Origin of the sequence: Burkholderia sp. BCC0419, from assembly GCF_902830285.1 — a bacterium.
GTDB lineage: Bacteria > Pseudomonadota > Gammaproteobacteria > Burkholderiales > Burkholderiaceae > Burkholderia.
This window is the reverse complement of the sequence record NZ_CADESR010000002.1, coordinates 512,454-535,168: the sequence shown is the minus strand read 5'-3', so window position 1 is coordinate 535,168 and position 22,715 is coordinate 512,454. Positions and strand designations below refer to the sequence as shown.

Here is a 22,715-nt window from a genome sequence, read left to right as displayed (position 1 = left end):
AAGTCAGGGGCGTAAACGGAATCAAGACGGATACCTCGGTAGAGACCGCACGATGCACGATGGACAGGGCGACGATCGCATCACGCAACCGATGGCGGCGCGCGCAGCAGGCCGCCGATTTCCTGTCGGAGGATCTGGTTTTCCTGCCGGACGAGCAGATGCCGGACCTTGCCGCGAAACGCCTTGAACTCGGAATCGGCCATCAGCACGGCGCGACGCCGGGCGCGATCGTCCAGCGACTCGAACGCCCACAGATAGACGAGCTGGTTCAGCGGTCCGATCTCCGTCGCGAAACAGCCGACCATCGTGCCGAGCGCGTGCTCCTGAGGCACGCGACCGCACTCCGCATAGAGCCGCAGATACTCGGCGACGCCGCCCGGCACCAGCGTGTAGGTGCGTTGCTCAACCAACATGCTCGGCCTCCCGTTCGCGCGACGCAAACGCCTGGAACACCGCGGTCACGCCTGCCATGCCGACCGCGTCCGTCTGCGCCGCCACGTACCGGTCCGGACGGACGACGACGAGCGGCCCCGCGTGCCTGTCGAACCATTCGGCCATCGCGTTGTCGACGTCCTCGACACACTCGCTGTCGTGCGCGCTCGCGATGCGCTGCTCGCGGCACGTTCCGCTGCGCGAACGGACGATCTGCACGAATTTCGCGCCCAGCGCGGTCCAGAACGCGCGATCGTCGTCGCTCAGGCACGCCTGTGGATCGCATCGCCAGCCAATGATCGAAAACCAGGGGCCGAGCACGTCGTCGAGCTTGCGCCGTGCGCCGTCGGCCGTTTCGACGTCGGGCTGGACGATCATCCGCCCGACCGCGTCCGACGTACCCGTGACCACGATCCCGCGCGTATAGCTGGGCATCGGCTTGAAGCGCATCTGCAGCACGTAATCCTTCAGGCCCGGCGCATACCGCGCAAGCCCGAGGAAACGGTCGCGCAGGAACGCGACCAGACGGCTGGTCGGCATCAGCATCGCGCCGAACGTGTCCGCGAGATCGATCATCGCCTTCGCGTGATCGCGGCGCTCCGATTCGTACGTCGCGATCGCGCTCGGGTGCAACGTGCCGTTCACGATCCCCGCCAGCTTCCAGGCCAGATTGCCGACATCACGCAGCCCCGCGTTCAGCCCCTGGCCGATCCACGGCGGGCTCAGGTGCGCGGCATCGCCGATGAGCGCCACCCGTCCGGCGACGAAACGTTCGGCCACCCGGGAGTGATGCATATAGGTGCGCGCACGCACGATCTCGAGCCGCTCGACGTCGTCGACATACGGTTCGATCAGCGCGCGGATCGACGCCGGTTGCGCGATCGCCGCTTCGTCCTCGTGCGGAAACACGAGAAATTCCCAACGCCGGTAGTTGAACGGCAGATAAATGCAGACGTTCGGGCGTTGCGGGTCGCAGTTCAGCGCGGTACACGGCTGGTCGAGCTGCGCGTTCTTCACGTCGACCACCACCCACTTCATCGGATGCGTCGTACCGGCCAGCTTGATGCCGAGCATCTCGCGGACAGCGCTGCGCCCGCCGTCGGCCGCTACCACGTAGTCGGCGTCGAGTTCGTATTGCTGCCCGTCGGCGGCGCGCACCTGAAGCGTCACGCATGCTTCGTCCTGCTCCAGACCGACGACCTCTTCGCCCGTCCGCAGCGACACCTGGGGATAGCGTGCCAGTGCATCGCGCAGCGTGCGTTCGGCCAGGTGCTGCATGAAGATGTTGCGGCGCCACCAGCCGAACTCGCGTATCGACGGACGGATGTCGGCGAAGCATTCGCCGTTCGCATTGAACATGCGCAGCGGCACGTTCTGAATGATGTCGCGGCTCAGCTCGTCGGCCAGACCGGCCGTCTGAAACAGCCGCAGCGCCTCGTCGTCGATGCCGACCGCACGTGGGAATTCGACGATCTGCGGTGCCCGCTCGACGACGATCGTATCGACCCCGTACAGGCCGAGCAGGTTCGCCATCGCCACACCGTTCGGTCCCGCGCCGACGATTGCGACCGAGGTTCGGTTCCGATTGTTCGCTTTCATGCGCCCTCGCCTCCCACGCGCCATGCCGGATCGTCGAGACGATCGAGCCACGGCCGCAATGCGCGATTGAACGCATCGGGCTGATCGTCGTGCACGTAATGCGTCGCGCCGGGAATGTCGATCCGCTCGATTTCCGCATTGGCGGCCGCCATTTCGGCGGCCACGTCAGCGGACAGGAAGTCCGAATCGCCGCCGCGCAACAACAACGTGGGCACGTGCAGGTTGAGGATCAGCGGCCACAGATGGACGAGTTGCTCCGGCGTCGCGGCCAGCCGCGCCGCCGCAATCCCTTCCGCGTCGTGCCGCCATACGATCCGGCCGTGCTCGCCCTCTTTGAGCGAATGCGCGATGCGCGAATCGAGCGCGGATTCCGCGATGTTCGGCCGCTGGCGTCGCCAGAATGCGCGCGCGTCGTCCCACGACGCGAACGTGTCCGGCGTTTCCTTCAGCTCGCGCTTGATGCGCTCCGAACCCGGCGAGCCGGCCGACGCGCCGGGGCCCATGTCCTCGATCACGAGGCCGGCGAGCCGTTCGGCGGGCCGTTCCGGTTGCGCCGCCGCGTAGACGAACGCGTTGGCTCCGCCCATCGAATGCCCGACCAGCACGAACCGTCGCAGGTCGAGCGCGCGCACCAGCGCGTCGAGATCGCGCACGTAGGCCGCCGCGTAGTAGTCCCGCCGCAGATCCCAGTCGCTCAACCCGCGCCCCCGCTGATCGAGCGCGACGACCCGGTAACGGTCGACCAGCGCAGCGGCGACGGGCGCCCAGGTATGCGCGTAACTGCGCAAGCCGTGCAGCATCACCACGGCCGGCGCATCGTCGCGCCCCCAGCTCACGTAGTGCAGCCGCAGTCCATCGTTATCGACCCATCCATCCCTGGCGGATGCCGTGTTCATCATGTGCTCCCCGGCCTGCATGCGCGCTCAGACCAGACCGTCGCGACCGACGATCTCGCTCGCCTTCAGGCCGCCGAGCCGCGCATGCAGCCGGCCGCGCGTCGCGAACGCGAAGATCACCAGCACTTCGTCGTCGTTGGGCGCATCGGGAAACAGGCACGTCACCGTGTCGTAGTGCGAGCGCACGTAGAGCGCATCCTTGTGCGCGAGCGGCACGTCGATCACCGTATTGATCGGGCCGCGCTTGCCGCTCGACGGCACCCACGATTTGCCGCCGCCCAGCGCCGCGCGGATCGGCTCCGCGAAGATCGACGTCAGGAACGCGTTGCCGTGTTCGTATTCGCCGGCCGAACCGACCAGACAGGCCTTGCCGTAGCTCTCGATCGCGCGGCCAGCGGCGAGCGCTTCGATGCGTCCCGCAAACTCCTTGCCGAGCGCGGGCGACGGGCGCACGAGATCGTCGAGGTTTTCGCTGAATCGCCCCGCATACGGGTTGTGAACGGCCGCGGCGATCACGATCTTGCGCAGCGGCTCGCCATCCGCGAGCTGGCCGGATTCGTTCGCGAGCGAATCCTCGATCTGCGTGTACCACTTGCGAATATGAAATCCTTCGAAATTGGCGGTCTTACTCATTTGCATTCCTATATAAAACGTCGAATATGCGGATTGAAAGGCAGCGCGTCAGTCGAACAACGGCTCAAGCTGGACGGGATCGCTCGGCGCGTTGTATCGATGCAGCACGCGCTTGCCCTCCTCGTCGTCCGTGACGGTTTCGCAGAAGAATTCGAGCCGGTTGCCGTCCGGGTCCGTGAAATACACACCGATCCCGACCTTGTGGTCGGTGATCTTGACGACCGGCACGTGGCGGCGAATCAGCATGCCGTACAGGCGGCGCAATTCGGTCAGTCCGCCGGCGATTTCGAGGCCGTAGTGCTGCAGGCCGATCGTGCCGAGTTCCGCATCGGATGCCGCGCGAATCAGCGCGATATCGTGGTGCTTCTGGCCGAAGGACATGAACACCCACTGCTCGCCGCGCGCGGTTTCCGTCATGCCGAGCACTTCGGCGTACCAGGTGCTCGAGCCGACAGGGTCGCGCACGAACAGCGACAGGTGGGTGCGCTGCACGCGCGGCGTCGGCAGCGGCAGGCCGCTCGCGTTCGCACGCTCGGCGCGTTGCCGGATATCGGACGGTGTCATCTTCGCTCCGCTCAGTGGGTCGATTGCGCGTGGGCGGCAAGCGGCGCCTCGAATGGCGTCCACGCAACCGCCGTGATCTCGCTGAAATCGCGCCATTCCTTGGTCCAGTTCCGGCCGCCGTCGCGCGAACGGAACAGGTGTCCGTACTTGGTGCCCGCATAGACGAGCGCCGGCCGGGCCGCATGCACGCCGAACGCCCAGAACGTGGAATTCGGCGGCGTGTGCAGATCCGTCTCGTGCCACGCGTAGCCGCGATCGGTCGAGCGGTAGATGCGGCTGCGGGTGCCCGGCGTGCCGTCGCCGATCGCCATCAGCAGGTCGCCTGCCGGCTCCGGCAGTTGCACGACGGTGCGCGTGTAGTACAACCCGTCGAAGCGGTCGCGCGACAGCTTGCCGTCCCAGGTCAGGCCATCGTCCTCGCTCACGTACACCGCGTTGACCGTCAGCAGCACCGTGGTCTTCGGCCGGCCTTGCATGGCGGGCAGGATCGCGATCGCGTGAATGTCGCTGTTGCGGATCGCCGTGCCGTTGCCGTCCACGCGCGTCCAGTTCGCACCGGCATCCCGGCTGCGCCACGCGCCGCCTTCCTCCACGCCGTACCAGACGTTGCGGCTGTCGTCCGGGTCCACGCAGATCGTCAGCAGCCGCGGACGATTGACGCCCGAGCAAAACTCCGGAAACTCGGGCGCCGTTCGCTCCCAGGTCACGCCCGCGTCGCTCGACTTGTAGAGCGCGGCGCGCGACGGCGCGCCGGTGCCCGCATAGAGCACCGCCGGGTTCGCGGGGTCGATCGCGATGGACCAGACCGTCTGCCCGTTCAGCAGGTTCTCGGGCCGAAACCAGTGCGCGCCGCCATCCTCGCTGATGCACAGCCCCGAATCGGCGCCGGCATAGACGCGCGACGGCGTCGCCGGATCCACCGCGAGCGCGCGCACGATGCCGTCGAACTCGATCGGTTCGGCGAGCCCGAGGCGATGCCAGGTCTTGCCGTCGTCGTTCGAGCGCAGGATACCTTGCCCCGCGGTGGCGACCAGTACGGTTGCGGTCATGAAATGCTCCTTGTGTCAGAGAAAAATGCCGCGCGTGAGCCCGCCGTCGCAGCCGATCGACTCGCCGGTGATCGAACCGGATTTCGGCGATGCGAGAAACGCGACGATCCACCCCATTTCTTCCGGCTGCAGCACGCGGCGGATCGGCGTGACCTTCACGTAGTTGGCCTCGACCTCCGCGGCCGTGAGCCCCTGCTTCTGCGCTTCCTTCTCGTAGAGCTCGTGGATGTGCGGCGTCTCGACGACGCCCGGGTGAATCGTGTTGACCGTGATGCCGAACGGGCCGAGCTGGTCGGACAGCGTCTTGGTCAGGTGCACGATCGCCACGTTGCGCATGCCGGACAGCTGCTTGCTGCCGCGGCCCGTCAGGCCGCCGATGTTGACGATCCGGCCGAAGCCGTTGCGCCGCATGTACGGCGCGGCCGCCTTCGCGCAACGCAGGTAGCCGACCACCTTGATATCGATGTCCTGCAGCAGCCCCTGCGGATCGGCGTGCTCCAGCTCCGCGCGCACGAGCCCGCCCGGATGCGCGGCGCCGTTCAGCAGGATGTCGAGCCGGCCGAAGCGCTCGACGCTCGCGGCCATCGCCGCTTCGATCGACGCCATGTCGGTCGTGTCCACCGTGACGGAGAGGATTGCGCCGGCCGCATCGCCCAGCGGCGCGAGCGCCGCACGAATCTCGGTGGCCGCCGCTTCGAGGTGCTCGATGCGGCGCGCGGCGATCGTGACGTTGACGCCTTCGCGCGCCAGTTCGAGCGCGACCGCCTTGCCGATGCCCATGCTGCCGCCGGTGATGAACGCGGCTTTTCCGTGGAGTTGCAGATCCATAGCGATGAAAGGTGAGAGTCGGGAGGGGAGAAAGGAGCGGATTGCGCGATCAGGACAACTGCATTTCGATGAGCGTCGGCCCGTCGGCATGCGCGAGCGAGTCGTCGAGCGCCTGCACCAGCGCTTGCGTCGTGCCCGCGCGCTCGGCCGGCACGCCATAGCCGCGCGACAGCGCGAGCCAGTCGATCGGCGGATCGTCCAGTTGCGTCAGGCGGCTGGCGTGCGGCGTATCGGCCGGCAAGCCGCTGCGCGCGAGCTCGGTCTGCAGGATGCCGTAGCGCCGGTTCGATGCGATCAGCATCACGATCGGCAAACGCTCGCGCGCCATCGTCCACAGCGACTGGATCGTGTACTGCGCACTGCCGTCGGATTGCAGCGCGAACACGCGGCGGTCCGGACACGCGACGGCGGCGCCGAGCGCCACCGGCAGGCCCTGGCCGATCGCGCCGCCCGTGTTCGTGAGAATGGTGTGGCGACGCGCACGCGCCGACGCGGTCACGAACGGGTAGCCGCAGGTGCCGCCTTCGATCGACACGATCGCATCGTCGGGCAGCGCATTCGCGAGCACGCGGCCGACGGCCTGCGGCGTGAGCGGCCCGTCCTCCACGCGCCAGCGCTCGACGCGGACACCCTCGTCATTCGTTGCCGCGCCGATACGATCGGCCAGCGCCTCCAGCGCGTCGTCCGCCGCATCGCCCGGTGTCGCCAGCGTCGCGATGTCCTCCGGCCGCGCGAGTTCGCCCGGAATACCTTCGTAGCCGAAGTAGGTGACGGGCGCGAGCGCGCCCGCCAGCACCACGCGCCGGCCGGCCAGCGCCGCCAGCGCCGGCTCGGGGAAATAAGGCAGGCGGTCGATGTCCGGCAGGCCGCCGCCGCGCTCCGCCCGCGCAGGAAACGTTTCGCTGAAGCAGGTCGCGCCGGTCGCCGCCGCGATACGCGCCGCCGCCCGCTGCCCGCGCGCCGACAGCGCGCGCCCGCCCATCAGCAGGACGGCGCGATGCCCACTGAGCAGAAGATCGGCCACCCGTTCGACCCGAGCGGCATCGAACGACACCGCGGCCGCGCGAACGACGGCCGGCGACGCCGCGCCGCGCACCACGGCCGACTGGAGATCGACGGGCAGCACGAGGGTCGCGACACCACGCTGCGCGCCCATCGACGCCGAAATCGCATCGGCCGTATCCGTCGCGAGATCCGTGTCGCGCGCCACGCTGCGATACCACACCGACACCGGACGGGCGAGCGATTCGATGTCGGACGTCAGCGGCGCGTCGTACTTCAGATGCTCGCGCGTGTGATCGCCGACGATGTTCAGGATCGGCGTGCGGGCGCGGCGCGCGTTGTGCAGGTTGGCAATGCCGTTCGCGTGGCCGGGCCCGAGGTGCAGCAGCGTCATCGCGGGCTTGCCGGCCATGCGGCCGTAGCCGTCCGCGGCGCCCGTGCATACGCCCTCGAACAGCCCGAGGATCGAGCGCATGCCGGCCACGGTATCGAGTGCACCGACGAACGGCATCTCGGTCGTGCCGGGATTGGCGAAACAGACGTCGACGCCGGCGTCTCGCGCCGTGGTGAGCACGACGCTCGCTCCGCTTCTTGCTTCGGTATCGCTGTCCAGTTGTGGGATGTTCATGCGGCTGCTCGACGGATTTGGCTCAAGTGTTTTTACTGTAATCCCGAATTACGGGATTTGTCAAACTACTCCTTTCGCTTTTGCGACCCGTCGAGATCCACGTTTACCCGAAATTTTTCGGATATTTTTCGTGTGTCCGAGGCTGAAGTTCTATCCGGCCGCCGTCGCATCACGATCAATTTCCCGCCATTCGGAATTTTAAAAAATCCACCCTTCCCCCCGATCGGGTCCGTGCGACTTGCCGTTTCGCTTTCCCCGCCGAATCTTGAAATTACGATTGCAAATGCCTCTCATTTGCATTAAATTGCCGCGCAAATGTACTGTTTGGAACACAGATGTCGGCGCGAGGCCGCCCGCCGTGCCCGAACGCAAAACACACTAAAAGGAGATGTATGAGCAGGAGGAACTGGGCGGCCGCACCGATGGCCATCGTCGTCGGCACAACCGGCATGAGCGCCGCCGACGCGCAGGAAACGTCGCTGCCCACCATCGAGGTGTCCGCGCAACGCGCGACAGCGCCGTTTCGCACGCGCGAATCGACGAGCGCGACGCGCAGCGAGGCGGACGTGATGGAGATTCCGTTCGCGGTCAGCAGCGTCGATACGAAGCTGATCCAGACCGTGGCCGCCACGCGCGGCGACGATCTTTACGACTGGGTCGCGGGCGTCTCGCGCCAGAACAACTTCGGCGGCCTGTGGGACAACTACGCGGTGCGCGGCTTCGCCGGCGACGGCAACACGTCCGGCACCGACTACCTGGTCAACGGCTTTTCGTGGAATCGCGGCATGAGCGTGCCGCGCGACACCGTCAACCTCGAGCGCATGGAAGTGCTCAAGGGGCCGGCGTCCGCACTGTATGGCCGCGGCGATCCGGGCGGGATCATCAGCTATACGACGAAGCAGCCGCAGTTTGCCCGCGCGAACACCATCGGCGTGTCGGCCGGCAGCTACGGCGCATTGCGCCAGACGCTCGATTCGACCGGCCCCGTCACGAAATCGCTGGCGTACCGCTTCGTCGCGATGAACGAGAACAACGGCAGCTTTCGCGACACGGTATCGAGCAAACGCTACCTGTTCTCGCCATCGTTCACCTGGGACATCGGCGCGGACACGACGCTCCACTACGAGTTCGAGAGTGCGCGTCAGCAAGCGCCGCTCGATCGCGGCGTGCTGGCGGTCAATGGCCAGCTTGGCGTGATCCCCGCGTCGCGCTTCCTCGGCGAGCCGCGCGACGGCGACTACGACGTGCGCAACACGGGCCACCAGTTCACGCTCGAGCATCGCATCGATTCAGCCTGGTCGATCAACGCCGGCGTCGCGCAACGCAACACCGACCTGTCGGGGCGCTCGTCCGAGGCATTCGCGTTGCAGCCGGACGGCCGCACGTTGTGGCGCCGCTACCGGCAAGTCGCGTTTCACTCGAACGACCTGCAAGGCCGCCTCGAGACGGCCGGCACGTTTCGCACCGGCGGCATCGGCCATACGCTCGTGATGGGCGTCGATGCGTATCGCTTCAACTACGACCAGTTCGTCACGCGCTCCACGCCGACCGCCGCGGCGCCGTATGCGATCGACATCTTCGACCCGGTCTACGGCCAGCCCGCGCCGACGCCGCGCACCGCGACCAACCTGCTCGAACGCGATGACGGCCAAGGCGTTTACGCGCAGGACACGCTCGCGTTCGGGCCGCACTGGAAAATCCTGGCCGGGCTGCGCTGGGATCGCTTCCACCAGTCGATCGACAACCGCCTGAAGGGCGTGACGACGAGCCAGTTGCAGACCGCGCTGAGCCCGCGTATCGGCGTCGTGTATGAAATGAGCCCCGCGTTGTCGCTGTATGCGAACACCGCGTATTCGTTCCGGCCGAACAACGGCGCCGACGTCGGCGGCCACGCGTTCGATCCCGAAAAGGGCCACGGCTACGAAGCCGGCGCGAAATGGGCGGGCGCGCGCTGGCTCACGACCGTCTCGGCGTTCTACGTCACCAAACGCAACGTGCTCACCGCCGATCCGGCGAATGCCGGCTTCTCGCGCGCGGCCGGCGAAGTACGCAGCCGCGGCGTCGAATTCGAATGGAGCGGCGACCTCGGTCACGGCTTGCGCGGCATCGCCAACTTCGCGTACGTCGACGCCGAGGTCACGCGCGATTCCGTGCTGGCGCCCGGTTCACGCCTCGTCGACGTGCCGCGGCTGAGCGGCAGCGCGCTACTCATGTACGAGACCACCCTGCCGTTCGCGGACAAGGCCGGCGCCGGTGCCGGCGTGATCTATGTCGGGCGCCGGGCCGGCAACACGGCCAACACGCAGGACGGCTTCGAGCTGCCGGCCTACGCGACCGTGCAGCTCAACGGCTACCTTCAGGTCAACAAGCACCTGCGTGCGTCGGTCGTGCTGAACAACCTGTTCAATCGCACCACCTACGTCAGCTCGTACAACAGCCTGTGGGTCACGCCGGGCGCGCCGCGCAGCCTGTTCGCGTCGCTCGCGTACACGTTCTAGGGCGTCGCGCACCGGCCGCCGAACACGAACCGCGCGGCCTGTTTGCCCGGCATGTACGGAGTGCGGGCCGGAATGATGTCGAGGATCGCATGCATCGGCGCCGGATCGGCTCCGCAACGGCTCGACCGGGAAAGGTGGGTGAAAGACCGGGGCGCTAGACTGCCTTCGGTCCAACGCCCACCCCGATACGCCATCGCCGGGAACCCCATGCGCGCCCTTTCCGTTCGAACCTTGTTCGCCGTTTCGTTCGCCATCCGCACGCTCGTCGGCGCTGCCCCGGCCAGCCACGCATGCGACGTGCCGGCCCCCGTGCGGACGATCGATCCGCCCGGCTATTACGACGACCCACCGGTTATGCGCGCGATGTGAAGCCGATGCGCGACTTCGTTGCGAAGTTGAACACCGCGGCGGATCGCGGCGACTGGTCGTGCGCATCGACCCTGCTCGACAGTTGGGCGCAATCGGATGCGTTGATGGGCCCGATCTCCGGTTATCAGGGCTACTACGAGTGCTCGTGGGCCGGCACCGATTTCGCGATGGTGATCCTGCGCATGCCGCGCGGCTTGCGCGAAGCGAACCGTGCGCCATTCAACGCGATCGACCCATGGCTCGAACGCATCGCGATCGCGACCCGCAATGCGGAAACGATCAACCACCTGCACAACAATCTCGTGTACTGGGCCGGGCTCGACCTGATCGCGATCGGCACCGTCACCGACGATGCCAGCCTGATCGATTCCGGTTTGCTGCGGGTACGCGAAGGCATTCGCGACATCGGCCCGGACGGATCGCTCGCACGCGAGGTAAAGCGCGGCAACCGCGCACTCCACTATCACACCTTTGCACTGCTGCCGCTCGTGTTCGCGGCCGAACTCGTTCAGCGGCGCAACATCGATCTCTATCGAGAAAACGACGGGACGATCAGCCGCCTTGCGAACCTCGTGATCGACGCAGTGGAGGATCCGGCGAGTTCCAGGAAGATCAAGCCGGTCAAGCAGGACCTGTTTCCGTGGACGTTTCGCGACGAACTGAGCTGGGTCGAGCCGTACTACGCGCACTTTCACGATCGCCGCCTGCCGGCGATCATCGCGCCGCGCCGCCCGTTCAGCGAATGGCGGCTCGGCGGCGACGTGACGGCGGCGTGGGGGGCGCCGCTGCCGTGACGCGCGCCGCTCGCGTGTCAGAATCGGTGGCGAATCCCGACGATCGAAAGCGCCTGGGTCGCCTTGCCGCCATCGACATACGCGTCCGCAATCACGGCCTGCGCCGCACCCGCGCCGTTGCTGCCCGACGCGTACCCGTAGCTAGCAAAACGCCCGGCGCCGGGCATCCGGCGTCGGGCGTTTCGGCCAATCGCGGCGCGCGGCGCGCCTACCGCGCAAGCGCGGCGACTTGCGTCGCCGTCAGCGCCCCCTGATACACGCGGAAATCGCTCACGAGGCCGTCGAACGCCGGGTCGGCCACAAACTGCGAGCGCCCGATCCAGTTGTTCGCGGTCGGACCGAGCCGCCACGGCGCGAGAAACGCGTCGGTCGTGCTGCCGACAGCTGCACCGTCGACGTAGAGCGTGGCCGTCGTACCCGCCAGCGTGACGGCAACATGCGTCCACTGTGCGGCCTGCAACGGCGCCTTCGCGTCGATGCGCCGTTCGCCGTGCGACCCGTTGACCGTGATCGCGAAGCGCAGCGCACCGGTGTCGGCCAGCGGCGTGAGCATCATGTAGCGCCCGGTGCCGGCGCCGAAGTCGAACACCCGCGACCACTTCCGCACGGTACGCGCGCACACCCATGCCGCAACCGTGAAATCCGAAACGTCGGTGAGCACGCCCGCCGGAAGCGCGACATAGCTGCCCGCGCCATCGAGCGACAGCGCATTGCCGTTGCGCCCCGGCGCGAATGTTGCCGCACCGACCAGCGTACCGGGGTGCCCGTTACCGCTGCGATCGGCTGCGGTAACGCCGCGCGATTCGTCGAACGGCAGCCAGATCTGCAACTGCTGGCCGGTTACCACGCGCGCTTCCGCGGAATTCGGCGTTTCGCCCGTCGGCGTCGTCGCGCTCACGACGTAATACCAGGTGCCCGCGGCCGGGCTGTCCGTCCACGTCAGCGGATCGACGATGCCCGTCGCCACGGTGGCGTACGGGCCGCCCGACGCCGCGCCGCGCTTCACCGTGTAGTGCGTGCCGTTCGCGACACCCCACCACGACAGCACCGCGTGCCCGGCGCTCGCATGAGCGGTCAGGCCGCTCGGCGCCGGCGCGGGGCCGGCCGGATCGCGCGTGTGCATCAGCGTGCCGTAGCCCAACTGATCGTAGCCGCCGCTGTTGGGCCCGTAGTTGCCGCCGCCGCCCTCGGGCTGCGCGGCGAGCGCGAAGCGTTTCGACCACGGCGCCGCCAGCCCCTTGCGGTTCACGTAGTGGTTGTACACGAGCGCCCAGCACGGCCGGACCCCGCCCTGGCCGCCGGTCGCGAACTGCGTTTGCGTGACGTTCACGTTGGAGTAGGTGACGTAGGGCACGTCGAAGAACGGGCCGTCGGGCGATTGGCGCAGGTTGGCTTTCGCGACGTATTCGGCGCCGGCGAGAAAGCGGTTGTTGTCGTACCCGTACAGGTCGACGCCCTGGTTCCACGCCATCTCGCAGATCGCGCCCGCCAGCGCGATGCCGAGCGTGTTGTGCCCCTGGTCGCGGCCGCTCTCCTGCCATTGGCCGAGATGGCCCGGATGGAGGTAATACACCGCCTGCGGTATCGCGCCGTTGCCCGGCCCCGAGCGGAAATAGTCGATCGCCTCGTCGAACAGCGTGCGGTCGTCGCACAGCACGCCGATCGCGAGAATCGACGCGATATTGCACAGATCCCAGTTCGCCCAGTAGTGCGTGATGTCGGTGTTGTTGTGGCGATGCAGGAAATCGGTGTTGATCGGGTAGAACACGGTGCGCATCATCTTCTGGAACGCGGCGAAATCCGCCGCCGCCCAGTTCGGGTAACCGCGCATGATTTCCCCGGCATTCGCGAACTCGTAGCCGTACAGGCCGGCCGCGAGGTCGACGTTCGAATCGCCGCCCAGGCGCTGCAGCGTCGTCGCCCATTCGTTCATGATCCGCACCGCCGTGTCCGCATACAGCCTGTCGCCGGTCACTTTCCAGCGCAGCGCGCACGCATAGGCGGCGGCGACGTCGTTGTACAGGATTCCGTAGTTTTGCGGCCCGTTGCCGCCGCGATCGATCTCGACCTGCGGGCGCGGTTTCCATGAGGAGTTCGCATGACCGTTGGCGATCAGCACCGACCAGCCGTCGAACCACGGCTGCGCGTGCGTCATCACTTTCTGTGCGACGCGGTCGAAATCGGCCTGCGTATGCAGCAGCCCCGGATGGACGAAGGCCGCCGTCGAGCCCTTCGATACGGCGGCGAATGCGGCGCGCGCGCCGCCGAACGTCTCGCCGCAGGCGAGCACCGCCAGCGCGCCCAGACTGTGGAGAAACGTGCGCCGCGACAGCGCGTCGTCCGACATCCCTCCTGCTTGCGAAACGTCGCCTGTGCGATGCTTCACCGCTTCGCGCATCGCCTTGTCCTTCGTCCATTCCGTGCCGCTCATGCGTCTCCCTTCGTCGTTGCGGCCACGCTCGCGCGCGGCCCTGGGTTCGAACTTCATCGAAAGCGTGCCGCGTGCCGGCAATCCCGGCACGGCGATCCGGAGGGCTGTCGATCAGGCACGTGCCCAATCGTCGCCGCTTCGCCTGCGCCGCGTCCGGCCACCCCGGAAACACGTCATGCGATCCTGAACGTAAACGATGACAGTGGCGCGAAACAGCGGCAACCGCGCATGGTGCGCGTCGGGATCGGGCAGGTCAATTACGCGTTGTAAGCAACGGTCCCGTCAGTGCGCGACGCGGGGAAGCGTCGTCTCCCGATCGGCGTGCGATCCGATCCGCCGCGTTGAACGTCGACCGCACGGCATGCGCGGCGCTTTCGGCCTGCGGCCCGCACGCCGGCCGCATCGCCTTTCAGCGTGCGTCCGCGGGTACGGCAGCGCGCTTCGCCGCGCCGTCCCGCTCCATGCGCTCGACGATGCGCGCCAGGCGAATGATGTCGGTCAGCGCGAAATCGGCCGCATCGGGCCGGGGCCGGCCGCACTGGTCGGCCATGCGCATCGCGAACACGAGCGCGTCGGATCGCTCGTGCAGCAGCGCATCCGCGATCACCTGCCGGTCGCGCGGGTCACCCAGGCCAAGCACGGAACCGGCATCCGGCATCGCGCGCGGCCCGGCCGCCGGCACGGAAACATCCGGCACGCGCATCGTGTCTCGTTCCATGGTCTTCCTCTTTGTCGAGTCGCGACCGGCCGGCTCGTCACCGCCGGTTCGACCGCGACACCACGTCGATCCACACCGCCAGCACCAGCACCGCGCCCTTGACGATCATCTGCCAGTACGCGTCGACGTCCAGCATCGACATCCCGTTGTCGAGGCTCGCCATCACGAGCGCGCCGATCAGCGCGCCGTAGACCGTGCCCGACCCGCCGCGCATCGACGTGCCGCCGATGAAGCACGCGGCGATCGCGTCGAGCTCGCCCATCGAGCCGGCGGACGGCGACCCGGCCGCGAGCCGCGCCGTGTTGACGAGGCCCGCAAACGCGCACATCAGCCCCATCAGCGCGAAGATCACGAGCTTCACGCGATCGGTGTCGACGCCCGACAGCCGCGTCGCCTCCAGGTTCGACCCCACCGCATAGATGCGCCGGCCGAACACGGTCTGCGTCGCGATCCACGAGAACACGCCGAGCAGCACGAGCAGCAGCAGCACGGGCACCGGAATGCCGCCGTAACGATCGAGCGTCGCGACGAACGCGAACAGCACCGCGCCGGCGCCGACGATCTTCGCGACGTCCTGCCACAGCGGGGCGACCGGGAGCCGGTAGCGCCGCCGCGTGCCGCGCTGCCGCACCACCAGCAGCGTCGCGACCACGAACAGCAGCACCGCGAGGCCATCCCCGGCCAGGCGCGGCAGATAGCCCTGCCCGATGAACACGAAGCCGTCCGACACGGGCGCGATCGTCGAGCCGCCCGTCACGCCGAGCAGGATGCCGCGAAACGCGAGCATCCCGCCGAGCCCGACGATGAACGACGGCACGCGCCGATAGGTCGACCACCAGCCGTTGAAGAGCCCGATCAGCACGCCGAGCGCGAGCACGGCCGGGACCGTCGCCGCGACCGGCCAGTGGCGGTTGACGTCGAGGATCGCGGCGACGCCGCCGAGCAGCCCGAGCAGCGAGCCGACCGACAGGTCGATCTCGCCCGCGATGATGACGAATACCATGCCGCACGCGAGCATGCCGGTGATCGACATCTGCCGCAGCAGGTTCGATACGTTGCGCGGCGTGACGAACGCACCGTCCGTCAGCACCGAGAAGAACGCCCAGATCGCGACGACCGCGAACAGCAGCGCGAGCACCTTGTAGCGCGTGAAGGCGTAGCGCAACGCCAGCCGCGGCGCGCGGCCGTCCGGACGACGTGCGTCTGCATCCGGCGTCGCCGGGGTCGAGGAAGAAAGTTCGGAATTCATTTCGCACTCGCTGCGGTGGGTTCGGTGGGCAGCCGCGCGGGCTTCAGCGCGGCGCCGAGAATCTGTTCCTGCGTGAGGTCCTGGTTGACGAAATCGCCGCGCAGCTCGCCTTCGCCGATCACCAGCACGCGATCGGCGAGACCGAGCACTTCCGGCAGTTCTGACGACACGACGATCAGCGCGACGCCGCGCTTGGCCAGCGCGAAGATCAGCCGATAGATCTCGGCCTTCGCGCCCACGTCGACGCCGCGTGTCGGTTCGTCGAGGATCAGCACCTGCGGCTCGGTCAGCAGCATCTTCGCTAGCACCGCCTTCTGCTGATTGCCGCCCGACAGGCTCGCGATCGACAGGAACGGGTGGGCTGCGCGCACCGACAGCCGCTGCATCTCGGTGCGGATCGTATCGAGCTCGGCGGCCGCGTCGATCCGCCCGCGCGCCGCGAAGCGCTTCAGCACCGCCAGCGTGATGTTGTGGCCCACGCCGAGCTGCGGCACGATGCCGTGGCGCTTGCGGTCCTCCGGCACCATCGCGATGCCGGCGCGGATCGCGTCGGCCGGCGAGCGGATCGACAGCGGCCGGCCGTTCATCGTCACGGTCGCCGTGCACGCGCCCGGATACGCGCCGAAGATCGCCTGCATCAACTCGGTGCGCCCCGCGCCGACGAGCCCTGCGACACCGACAATCTCGCCGCGCCGCACGCTGAACGACACGTCGTCGACGCGCTTGCGGCGCGCGTTCGTCACGTCGCGGCACGTCACGTGGCGCACGTCGAGCACGACGTCGCCGATCTCGTGCGGTTCGCGCGGATACAGGTCGCGGATCTCGCGACCGACCATCATCGCGATGATCCGGTCGGTGGTCAGTGCCGCCATCGGCTCGGTCGCGACATGGCGTCCATCGCGGATCACGGTGACCGTGTCGCACACGGCCGCCACCTCGTCGAGCTTGTGCGAGATGTACACGCACGCCACGCCGCGCCGCTTCAGGTCGCGCACGATGTCGAGCAGGATGCGCGTCTCCGACGCGCTCAGCGACGACGACGGTTCGTCGAGGATCAGCAGCTTCGCCTGCTTGTTCAGCGCCTTCGCGATCTCGATCAACTGCTGGTGGCCGCCACCGTAGTTCATCACCGGCTGCGCGACGTTGATCGTGTCGATCCGCAATTCGCGCAGCAGTTCCTCGGCGCGTCGGACCATCGCCGCGAAGTGCATGCGCCCGCCCGGCAGCGTGATCTCGTTGCCGAGGAAGATGTTCTCGGCCACCGACAGTTCGGGCACGAGCATCAGCTCCTGATGGATGATCGCGATGCCCGCGCGCTCGGTGTCGCGCACGCCGGATGCCACGAGCGGCGCGCCTTCCCAGCGGATCTCGCCGTCCCACGTGCCGTGCGGGTACACGCCCGACAGCACCTTCATCAGCGTCGACTTGCCGGCGCCGTTCTCGCCGCACAGGCCGACGCATTCGCCGGGGCGCACGGTCAGATCGATGCCGTCGAGCGCCTTCACACCGTCGAATGCCTTGACGATGCCGCGCATCGTCAACAAGGGTTCCGTCATTCGTTCATGCCTCGCAGTAGGCGCGGCCGCCGTCGCGGCGGCCGCGCGTCGCGTCCGTCGTACGCTTACTGGCTCGCCAGTTGGGCCTGGGTATAGAAGCCGTCCTTCACGACGACGTCGACGTTGCGCTTGGTCAGCAGCGTCGGCTGCAGCAGCACCGTGTCGACCTTCTTCTTGCCGTTGTCGTATTGCGCGTTGAACGCGGGCTTCGTGCCCTTCGCGAGATCGACCGCGAGCGTCGCGGCCTCGCTCGCGATCAGCTTCAGCGGCTTGTAGACGGTCATCGTCTGCGTGCCGTCGATCACGCGCTTGACCGCGGCCAGATCCGCATCCTGCCCGGACACCGGCACCTTGCCGGCCAGATGCTGCGCGGCGAGCGCCTGGATCGCGCCGCCGGCCGTGCCGTCGTTCGACGCGACGATCGCGTCGATCTTGTTGTTGTTCGCGGTCAGCGCATCCTCGACGATCCGCAGCGCGGTCGACGCGCTCCATTCGGGCACCCACTGCTGGCCGACGACCTTGATGTCGCCACGGTCGATCGCGGGCTTGAGCACCTTCAGTTGTCCTTCGCGCAGCATCTTCGCGTTGTTGTCGGTCGGCGCGCCGCCGAGCAGGAAATAGTTGCCCTTCGGCTTCGCATCGAACACGCCCTGCGCCTGCAGCTCGCCGACCTTCTCGTTGTCGAACGAGATATATGCGTCGACGTCCGCGTCGAGAATCAGGCGGTCGTACGACACGACCTTGATGCCGGCCTTGCGCGCTTCGGCGACGACGTTGCCAAGCGTCTTCGAGTTGAACGGCACGATCACGATCACGTCGACGCCGCGCGAGATCAGGTTCTCGATCTGGGAAATCTGCCGCGCCTCGCTCGCATCGGCCGACTGCACCGACACCTTCGCGCCGAGCTTCGTCGCGGCCGCGACGAAATAGTCGCGATCGCGCGACCAGCGCTCGACGCGCAGGTCGTCGATGCAGAAGCCGATCTCGGGCTTGTCCTTGCTCGCATGGGCGAGCGGCGTGCCCAGCGCGAGGATCGCCAGCGCGGCGGCGCCGGCAAGCGAACTCAATACGGTACGACGCGTCACGGTTTTCATGTCTCCAAACTCCTTGTTATGGAACCACCTCACGAACCGCGGGCGGCCGCCGGAATGCACCGCCCGCATCGAGTCACTGCAACGTGCGTCACGCGCCCGTCGCAAACACCGGTTCGAGCGCACGGTACAGCGCGCGAAACGTCGGCCGCCGCATGTCGCGATACCATGCGTGCCGCTCGGGATCGGGCTCGCGCACCGCGACGACGGGCGGCTGCGGACACACGTCGGCGAGCGCCGCATCCGGTTCGAGCGCGAGATGCGCGAGGCGCGCGGCGCCGAGCGCCGGCCCCACCTCGCCGCCCGCGCGCAGCGTCAGCGCGCGGCCGCTCAGGTCGGCGAGCATCTGCGTCCAGTACGCGCTGCGCGAGCCGCCGCCGATCACCGTGATGCTGTCGGGTGCGAGCCCGGCCGCATGCAGCGCGTCGATGCCGTCGAGCAGCGCGAAGCCGACGCCTTCGAGCGTCGCGTTCGCGAGATCCGCGCGCCGCGTGTCGGGCGTGAGCCCATAGAACACGCCCTTCGCGTTCACGTCGTTGTGCGGCGTGCGCTCGCCGCTCAGGTACGGCAGGAACCACGGGCGGCTCGCGCGTGCGTTCGTCTCGGCATCGTCGAGCAGCGCCGCGACGCCGTCGTAGCCGGCCAGTTGCGCGGTGAAGTCGAGGCAGCCGGCCGCATTCAGCATCACCGACATCAGGTGCCACGTATCCGGCAGCGCATGACAGAAGCTGTGCACGGCCGATTCGGGATTCGCGCGAAACCCGTCCGACACCGCGAAATACACGCCCGACGTGCCGAGCGACAGCAGCGCGTCGCCGGGCCGCACGATCCCGACGCCCACCGCGCCGGCCGCGTTGTCGCCGCCGCCGGCCACCACCGGGATCTCGCGCAGCCCGAGCGCCCGCGCGACGGCCGGCAGCAGCGTGCCGGTGATGCGGTTGCCCTCGAACACGGTCGGCATCTGCGTGCGCGATAGCCCGCAGGCGGCGAGCAGCGTGTCGTCGTAATCGCGCTTCGCGACGTCGAGCCACAGCGTGCCGGCGGCATCCGACGGATCGGTCGCGAACGCGCCGGTCAGCCGGTAGCGCAGATAATCCTTCGGCAGCAGCACGTAGGCGATGCGCGCGAACACGTCTGGCTCGTGACGCCGCACCCACAGCAGCTTGGGCGCCGTGAAGCCCGGCATCGCGACGTTGCCGGCCACCGTGCGCAGCGTGGGTGCGAGCCGTTCGAGTTCCTCGCACTCGGCGTCCGCGCGGCCGTCGTTCCACAGAATCGCGGGGCGCAGCACGTCGCCATGCGCATCGAGCAGCGTCGCGCCGTGCATCTGCCCGGTCAGGCCGAGCGCGTCGATGTCGCGCGGATCGATGCCGGCCGTGCGCGCATCCGCCACGAGTGCGGCGAGCGCGCCGCATGCGGCATCCCACCAGTCGCGCGGCGCCTGCTCGGACCAGCGCGGCCGCGGCCGGCTCACCGTCAGCGCCTGGCTCGCGCTCGCGCGCACCACGCCGTCGCGGTCGAGCAGCACCGCCTTCACGCCCGACGTGCCGAGATCGAGTCCGATGTACATGGCGTCAGCGCAGCCCGTAGATCGCTTGGTTCACGATGTTCTCGAGCCGCTCCTGCGCCCCGCTCGCATGCCGCGGGTTCACGCCGCGCGCGAGCGCGTCGGCCGCGAGCGACTCCAGCGTATAGCCGCCCGACAGGATCTTGCGGCCGAACGCGTCGTCCCACTGCGCATAACGCTGCCGGCGCAGCGCGTCGAGCCGGTCGTTCTCGACCAGCACCGCCGCGCGTTCGAGCGCGAGCGCGAGCACGTCGATCGCGCCGACGTGGCCGTAGAACAGGTCTTCCGGATCGATGCTCTGGCGCCGCACCTTCGCGTCGAAGTTCATCCCGCCGGTCGTGAAGCCGCCGTGGCGCAGGATTTCGTAGAACGCGAGCGTCAGCTCCTCGACGCTGTTCGGGAACTGGTCGGTGTCCCAGCCGTTCTGCGGATCGCCGCGGTTCGCATCGACGCTGCCGAACACGCCGAGCGCGAAGGCGTTCGCGATCTCGTGATGGAACGAGTGACCGGCGAGCGTCGCGTGGTTCGCCTCGATGTTCACGCGGATCTCGTCCTGCAGCCCGTACTGCACGAGGAAGCCGTGCACCGTTGCCACGTCGTAGTCGTACTGATGCTTGGTCGGCTCCTGCGGCTTCGGCTCGATCAGCAGCGCGCCGTTGAAGCCGATCCGGTGCTTGTGCTCGACAACCATCGACAGGAAGCGGGCGAACTGGTCGCGCTCGCGCTTCAGGTCGGTATTGAGCAGCGTCTCGTAGCCTTCGCGGCCGCCCCACAGCACGTAGTTCTCGCCGCCGAGGCGGTGGGTCGCGTCGAGCGCATGGCACACCTGGGTCGCGGCCCATGCGAACACGTCGGGGTTCGGGTTCGTCGCTGCGCCGGCCGCGAAGCGCGGGTGCGAGAACAGGTTCGCGGTGCCCCACAACAGCCGCACGCCGCTCGCCTGTTGACGCTCGCCGAGATAGTCGACCATCCGCGCGAAATTGGCCGCGTATTCGCGCAGGCTGTCGCCTTCCGGCGCGACGTCGGTGTCGTGGAACGTATAGAACGGCGTGCCGAGCTTCGTGAAGAACTCGAATGCGGCATCGGCCTTCATCCGCGCGCGTTCGAGCGCGTCGCCCGGCTGCTGCCACGGCCGCTGAAACGCGGCCTGCCCGAAGATGTCGTGACCGGGCCACACGAACGTGTGCCAGTAGCAGACCGCGATCCGCAGATGCTCGGCGAGCGTCTTGCCGAGCACGCGCTTCTCGGGGTCGTAATGGTGATAGGCGAGCGGGTTGTCCGACTGCGGGCCTTCGTAGCGAATTGCGGGAATGTGTTTGAAATACGACATGGCGTCTCCGTGCAGGTTCTTGTTGCAGCGCAACGCGCGTCACGACGACGCACGCGGCCGAATTCGTTGGCTGGATCGTGCCCGCCTGCCTGCCGGCCGGCAATTGCGAAATTGCGCAGCGCGCTTGATGTTTCTTGCCAGCCGCTACGTGCGGCGCGCGTTCCGTCCTACAATCGCCGTACACCAGACAACCGCGCCGCCTTCGTAAGCGCACCCCGGAGACAACGGCACGGCGCCCCGACGCGCTCACCCGACATCGAGATGACACGCGCCCCATCCGCCCAGACACCGCACCGCATCGCGCTGCTGTTCAACGCGAACAAGGTCTACGACCGCGAGATCATCAGCGGCATCGGCCAGTACCTGCACACGACACGCGTCGTGTGGGACCTGTTCCTCGAAGACGACTTCCGCTGCCGGCTCACCGGGATCGAGCGTTTCGACGGCGACGGCATCATCGCGGACTTCGACGACCCGGCCGTCGCCGACGCGCTCGCCGGTTCGCCGCTGCCGATCGTCGCGATCGGATCGTCGTACGAGGATCCGGCGCAATACCCTGACGGCGTCCCATATATTGCGACGGACAACCCGAAGCTCGTGTCGCTCGCGTATACGCACCTGATCGGGGCGGGACTCGCACATTTCGCGATGTACAGCCTGCCGGTCGCGCAGGAGAACCGCTGGGCGCAGCAGCGCGAGCTGGCGTTCGACCGGCTCGCGCGCGCGGACGGGCTCGACGCGCCGATCTACCGCGGGCTGTCGACGAGCGCGTCGGGCTGGAATCACGCGATCGAGCAACTGATCGGCTGGCTGCATGCGCTGCCGAAGCCGGTCGGCGTGATCGCGGTGACCGATGCGCGCGCGCGGCACCTGCTGCAGGCGTGCCTGATCGCCGGCATCGCGGTGCCGGAACAGGTCGCGATCATCGGCATCGACAACGATCCGCTCACGCGCACGCTGACGCGCATTCCGTTGTCGTCGGTGATCCAGGGCACCGAGGAAATGGGCCGCACCGCCGCGCACCTGCTGCACCGGATGCTGCGCGGCGCGCGCTTTCCCGGGCAGCGAATTCTCGTGCCGCCGGTCGGCATCAACGTGCTCGAATCGACGCGCCACCAGCCGCTGGCGAGCCCGCACGTAATGCGTGCCCGGCATTTCATCCGCCAGTACGCGTGCCAGGGGATCAAGACCGAACAGGTCGCCGACTATGTCGGCGTGTCGCGCTCGCTGCTCGAGGAGCACTTTCGTCGCGAACTGCAACGCACCGTGCACCAGGAGATCCTGCGCCACAAGCTCGAAGCCGCGCAGGCGTTGCTCGCCGGCCGGCAGGCGAGCAGCGCCGAAGTCGCGATCCGTTGCGGGTTCACGTCGCTTCAGTACATGTACGCGGTGTTCAGACGCGAACTCGGCTGCACGCCGCGCGAATATCAGGAACGTGCGGCCGCCACGCACTGACGCCCCCTGCCCATCCGACATCCACT

At 67.9% G+C, this 22,715-nt stretch carries 19 protein-coding genes; 4 read left to right on the top strand and 15 right to left on the bottom strand.

Translation table 11 applies throughout. The features are described from left to right. Positions 1–80: 80 nt before the first annotated feature. From HWW87_RS15880 to HWW87_RS15845, 8 genes are read right to left on the bottom strand one after another with little or no spacing between them, the layout of a single operon-like run. On the bottom strand, positions 81–413 hold the full coding sequence (locus tag HWW87_RS15880; protein ID WP_175821085.1) for an NIPSNAP family protein: 333 nt from the start codon (positions 411–413) through the stop codon (positions 81–83). After that, entirely contained in the window at positions 403–2,031 is a 1,629-nt protein-coding gene (locus HWW87_RS15875; RefSeq protein ID WP_175821084.1) for a bifunctional 3-(3-hydroxy-phenyl)propionate/3-hydroxycinnamic acid hydroxylase, read from the bottom strand. Before HWW87_RS15875 ends, HWW87_RS15880 begins: the two co-directional genes overlap by 11 nt. Then, positions 2,028–2,927: an alpha/beta hydrolase gene (locus HWW87_RS15870; RefSeq protein ID WP_175821083.1), complete on the bottom strand. Its 900-nt coding sequence runs from the start codon at positions 2,925–2,927 to the stop codon at positions 2,028–2,030. The genes HWW87_RS15875 and HWW87_RS15870 overlap by 4 nt, the downstream gene beginning before the upstream one ends. A 27-nt stretch (positions 2,928–2,954) precedes the next feature. After that, positions 2,955–3,560 carry an amino acid synthesis family protein gene (locus HWW87_RS15865; RefSeq protein WP_175821082.1) on the bottom strand — a complete coding sequence of 202 codons (606 nt, stop codon included), beginning with the start codon at positions 3,558–3,560 and terminating at the stop codon, positions 2,955–2,957. A 48-nt stretch (positions 3,561–3,608) separates the two neighbouring features. Next, the gene (locus HWW87_RS15860) at positions 3,609–4,124 is read right to left on the bottom strand and encodes a VOC family protein (RefSeq protein WP_175821081.1); all 516 of its coding nucleotides are present in this window, start codon (positions 4,122–4,124) and stop codon (positions 3,609–3,611) included. Positions 4,125–4,135: 11 nt separating this feature from the next. Beyond that, the gene (locus tag HWW87_RS15855) at positions 4,136–5,173 is read right to left on the bottom strand and encodes a sialidase family protein (RefSeq protein ID WP_175821080.1); all 1,038 of its coding nucleotides are present in this window, start codon (positions 5,171–5,173) and stop codon (positions 4,136–4,138) included. A 15-nt stretch (positions 5,174–5,188) separates the two neighbouring features. Beyond that, positions 5,189–6,001 (bottom strand): SDR family oxidoreductase, encoded by an 813-nt coding sequence (locus tag HWW87_RS15850; protein WP_175821079.1) that lies wholly within the window; start codon positions 5,999–6,001, stop codon positions 5,189–5,191. A gap of 49 nt (positions 6,002–6,050) precedes the next feature. Next, complete coding sequence (locus HWW87_RS15845) at positions 6,051–7,631, bottom strand: acetolactate synthase large subunit (RefSeq protein ID WP_175821078.1); 1,581 nt, start codon at positions 7,629–7,631, stop codon at positions 6,051–6,053. Positions 7,632–8,023: 392 nt separating this feature from the next. On the opposite strand from HWW87_RS15845, the gene HWW87_RS15840 reads away from it, so the two are divergent. The 3 genes from HWW87_RS15840 to HWW87_RS15835 all read left to right on the top strand — a co-directional run bounded on the left by HWW87_RS15840 (position 8,024) and on the right by HWW87_RS15835 (position 11,292). After that, positions 8,024–10,129 carry a TonB-dependent receptor gene (locus HWW87_RS15840; RefSeq protein WP_175821077.1) on the top strand — a complete coding sequence of 702 codons (2,106 nt, stop codon included), beginning with the start codon at positions 8,024–8,026 and terminating at the stop codon, positions 10,127–10,129. Between the two features lie 207 nt (positions 10,130–10,336). After that, positions 10,337–10,498, top strand: coding sequence for a hypothetical protein (locus HWW87_RS37150; RefSeq protein ID WP_244107244.1), 162 nt, complete (start codon positions 10,337–10,339; stop codon positions 10,496–10,498). Between the two features lie 5 nt (positions 10,499–10,503). Next, entirely contained in the window at positions 10,504–11,292 is a 789-nt protein-coding gene (locus HWW87_RS15835; protein ID WP_244107241.1) for an alginate lyase family protein, read from the top strand. Between the two features lie 208 nt (positions 11,293–11,500). Here HWW87_RS15835 and HWW87_RS15830 read toward each other — a convergent pair whose 3' ends face one another. The 7 genes from HWW87_RS15830 to xylA all read right to left on the bottom strand — a co-directional run bounded on the left by HWW87_RS15830 (position 11,501) and on the right by xylA (position 21,234). Then, complete coding sequence (locus HWW87_RS15830) at positions 11,501–13,639, bottom strand: LamG-like jellyroll fold domain-containing protein (RefSeq protein WP_244107300.1); 2,139 nt, start codon at positions 13,637–13,639, stop codon at positions 11,501–11,503. Between the two features lie 493 nt (positions 13,640–14,132). Beyond that, on the bottom strand, positions 14,133–14,441 hold the full coding sequence (locus tag HWW87_RS15825) for a hypothetical protein (protein WP_175821076.1): 309 nt from the start codon (positions 14,439–14,441) through the stop codon (positions 14,133–14,135). 37 nt (positions 14,442–14,478) lie between these two features. Next, complete coding sequence (locus HWW87_RS15820; RefSeq protein ID WP_175821075.1) at positions 14,479–15,690, bottom strand: sugar ABC transporter permease; 1,212 nt, start codon at positions 15,688–15,690, stop codon at positions 14,479–14,481. Next, entirely contained in the window at positions 15,687–17,246 is a 1,560-nt protein-coding gene (gene xylG / locus HWW87_RS15815) for a D-xylose ABC transporter ATP-binding protein (RefSeq protein ID WP_175821074.1), read from the bottom strand. The genes HWW87_RS15820 and xylG overlap by 4 nt, the downstream gene beginning before the upstream one ends. A 65-nt stretch (positions 17,247–17,311) precedes the next feature. Beyond that, on the bottom strand, positions 17,312–18,340 hold the full coding sequence (gene xylF, locus HWW87_RS15810) for a D-xylose ABC transporter substrate-binding protein (protein WP_175821073.1): 1,029 nt from the start codon (positions 18,338–18,340) through the stop codon (positions 17,312–17,314). A gap of 88 nt (positions 18,341–18,428) precedes the next feature. Then, positions 18,429–19,907, bottom strand: a complete 1,479-nt coding sequence (gene xylB / locus HWW87_RS15805; RefSeq protein WP_175821072.1) for a xylulokinase — start codon at positions 19,905–19,907, stop codon at positions 18,429–18,431. 4 nt (positions 19,908–19,911) lie between these two features. Further along, entirely contained in the window at positions 19,912–21,234 is a 1,323-nt protein-coding gene (gene xylA, locus HWW87_RS15800) for a xylose isomerase (RefSeq protein WP_175821071.1), read from the bottom strand. A 261-nt stretch (positions 21,235–21,495) separates the two neighbouring features. On the opposite strand from xylA, the gene HWW87_RS15795 reads away from it, so the two are divergent. Further along, positions 21,496–22,689 carry a DNA-binding transcriptional regulator gene (locus HWW87_RS15795; RefSeq protein ID WP_175821070.1) on the top strand — a complete coding sequence of 398 codons (1,194 nt, stop codon included), beginning with the start codon at positions 21,496–21,498 and terminating at the stop codon, positions 22,687–22,689. The last annotated feature ends 26 nt before the right edge of the window (positions 22,690–22,715 follow it).

Coding starts and splice junctions, on each gene's coding strand:
- HWW87_RS15880 (WP_175821085.1), bottom strand. CDS start 413: ATGTTGGTTGAGCAACGCACCTACACGCTGGTGCCGGGCGGCGTCGCC.
- HWW87_RS15875 (WP_175821084.1), bottom strand. CDS start 2,031: ATGAAAGCGAACAATCGGAACCGAACCTCGGTCGCAATCGTCGGCGCG.
- HWW87_RS15870 (WP_175821083.1), bottom strand. CDS start 2,927: ATGAACACGGCATCCGCCAGGGATGGATGGGTCGATAACGATGGACTG.
- HWW87_RS15865 (WP_175821082.1), bottom strand. CDS start 3,560: ATGAGTAAGACCGCCAATTTCGAAGGATTTCATATTCGCAAGTGGTAC.
- HWW87_RS15860 (WP_175821081.1), bottom strand. CDS start 4,124: ATGACACCGTCCGATATCCGGCAACGCGCCGAGCGTGCGAACGCGAGC.
- HWW87_RS15855 (WP_175821080.1), bottom strand. CDS start 5,173: ATGACCGCAACCGTACTGGTCGCCACCGCGGGGCAAGGTATCCTGCGC.
- HWW87_RS15850 (WP_175821079.1), bottom strand. CDS start 6,001: ATGGATCTGCAACTCCACGGAAAAGCCGCGTTCATCACCGGCGGCAGC.
- HWW87_RS15845 (WP_175821078.1), bottom strand. CDS start 7,631: ATGAACATCCCACAACTGGACAGCGATACCGAAGCAAGAAGCGGAGCG.
- HWW87_RS15840 (WP_175821077.1), top strand. CDS start 8,024: ATGAGCAGGAGGAACTGGGCGGCCGCACCGATGGCCATCGTCGTCGGC.
- HWW87_RS37150 (WP_244107244.1), top strand. CDS start 10,337: ATGCGCGCCCTTTCCGTTCGAACCTTGTTCGCCGTTTCGTTCGCCATC.
- HWW87_RS15835 (WP_244107241.1), top strand. CDS start 10,504: ATGCGCGACTTCGTTGCGAAGTTGAACACCGCGGCGGATCGCGGCGAC.
- HWW87_RS15830 (WP_244107300.1), bottom strand. CDS start 13,639: ATGTCGGACGACGCGCTGTCGCGGCGCACGTTTCTCCACAGTCTGGGC.
- HWW87_RS15825 (WP_175821076.1), bottom strand. CDS start 14,441: ATGGAACGAGACACGATGCGCGTGCCGGATGTTTCCGTGCCGGCGGCC.
- HWW87_RS15820 (WP_175821075.1), bottom strand. CDS start 15,690: ATGAATTCCGAACTTTCTTCCTCGACCCCGGCGACGCCGGATGCAGAC.
- xylG (WP_175821074.1), bottom strand. CDS start 17,246: ATGACGGAACCCTTGTTGACGATGCGCGGCATCGTCAAGGCATTCGAC.
- xylF (WP_175821073.1), bottom strand. CDS start 18,340: ATGAAAACCGTGACGCGTCGTACCGTATTGAGTTCGCTTGCCGGCGCC.
- xylB (WP_175821072.1), bottom strand. CDS start 19,907: ATGTACATCGGACTCGATCTCGGCACGTCGGGCGTGAAGGCGGTGCTG.
- xylA (WP_175821071.1), bottom strand. CDS start 21,234: ATGTCGTATTTCAAACACATTCCCGCAATTCGCTACGAAGGCCCGCAG.
- HWW87_RS15795 (WP_175821070.1), top strand. CDS start 21,496: ATGACACGCGCCCCATCCGCCCAGACACCGCACCGCATCGCGCTGCTG.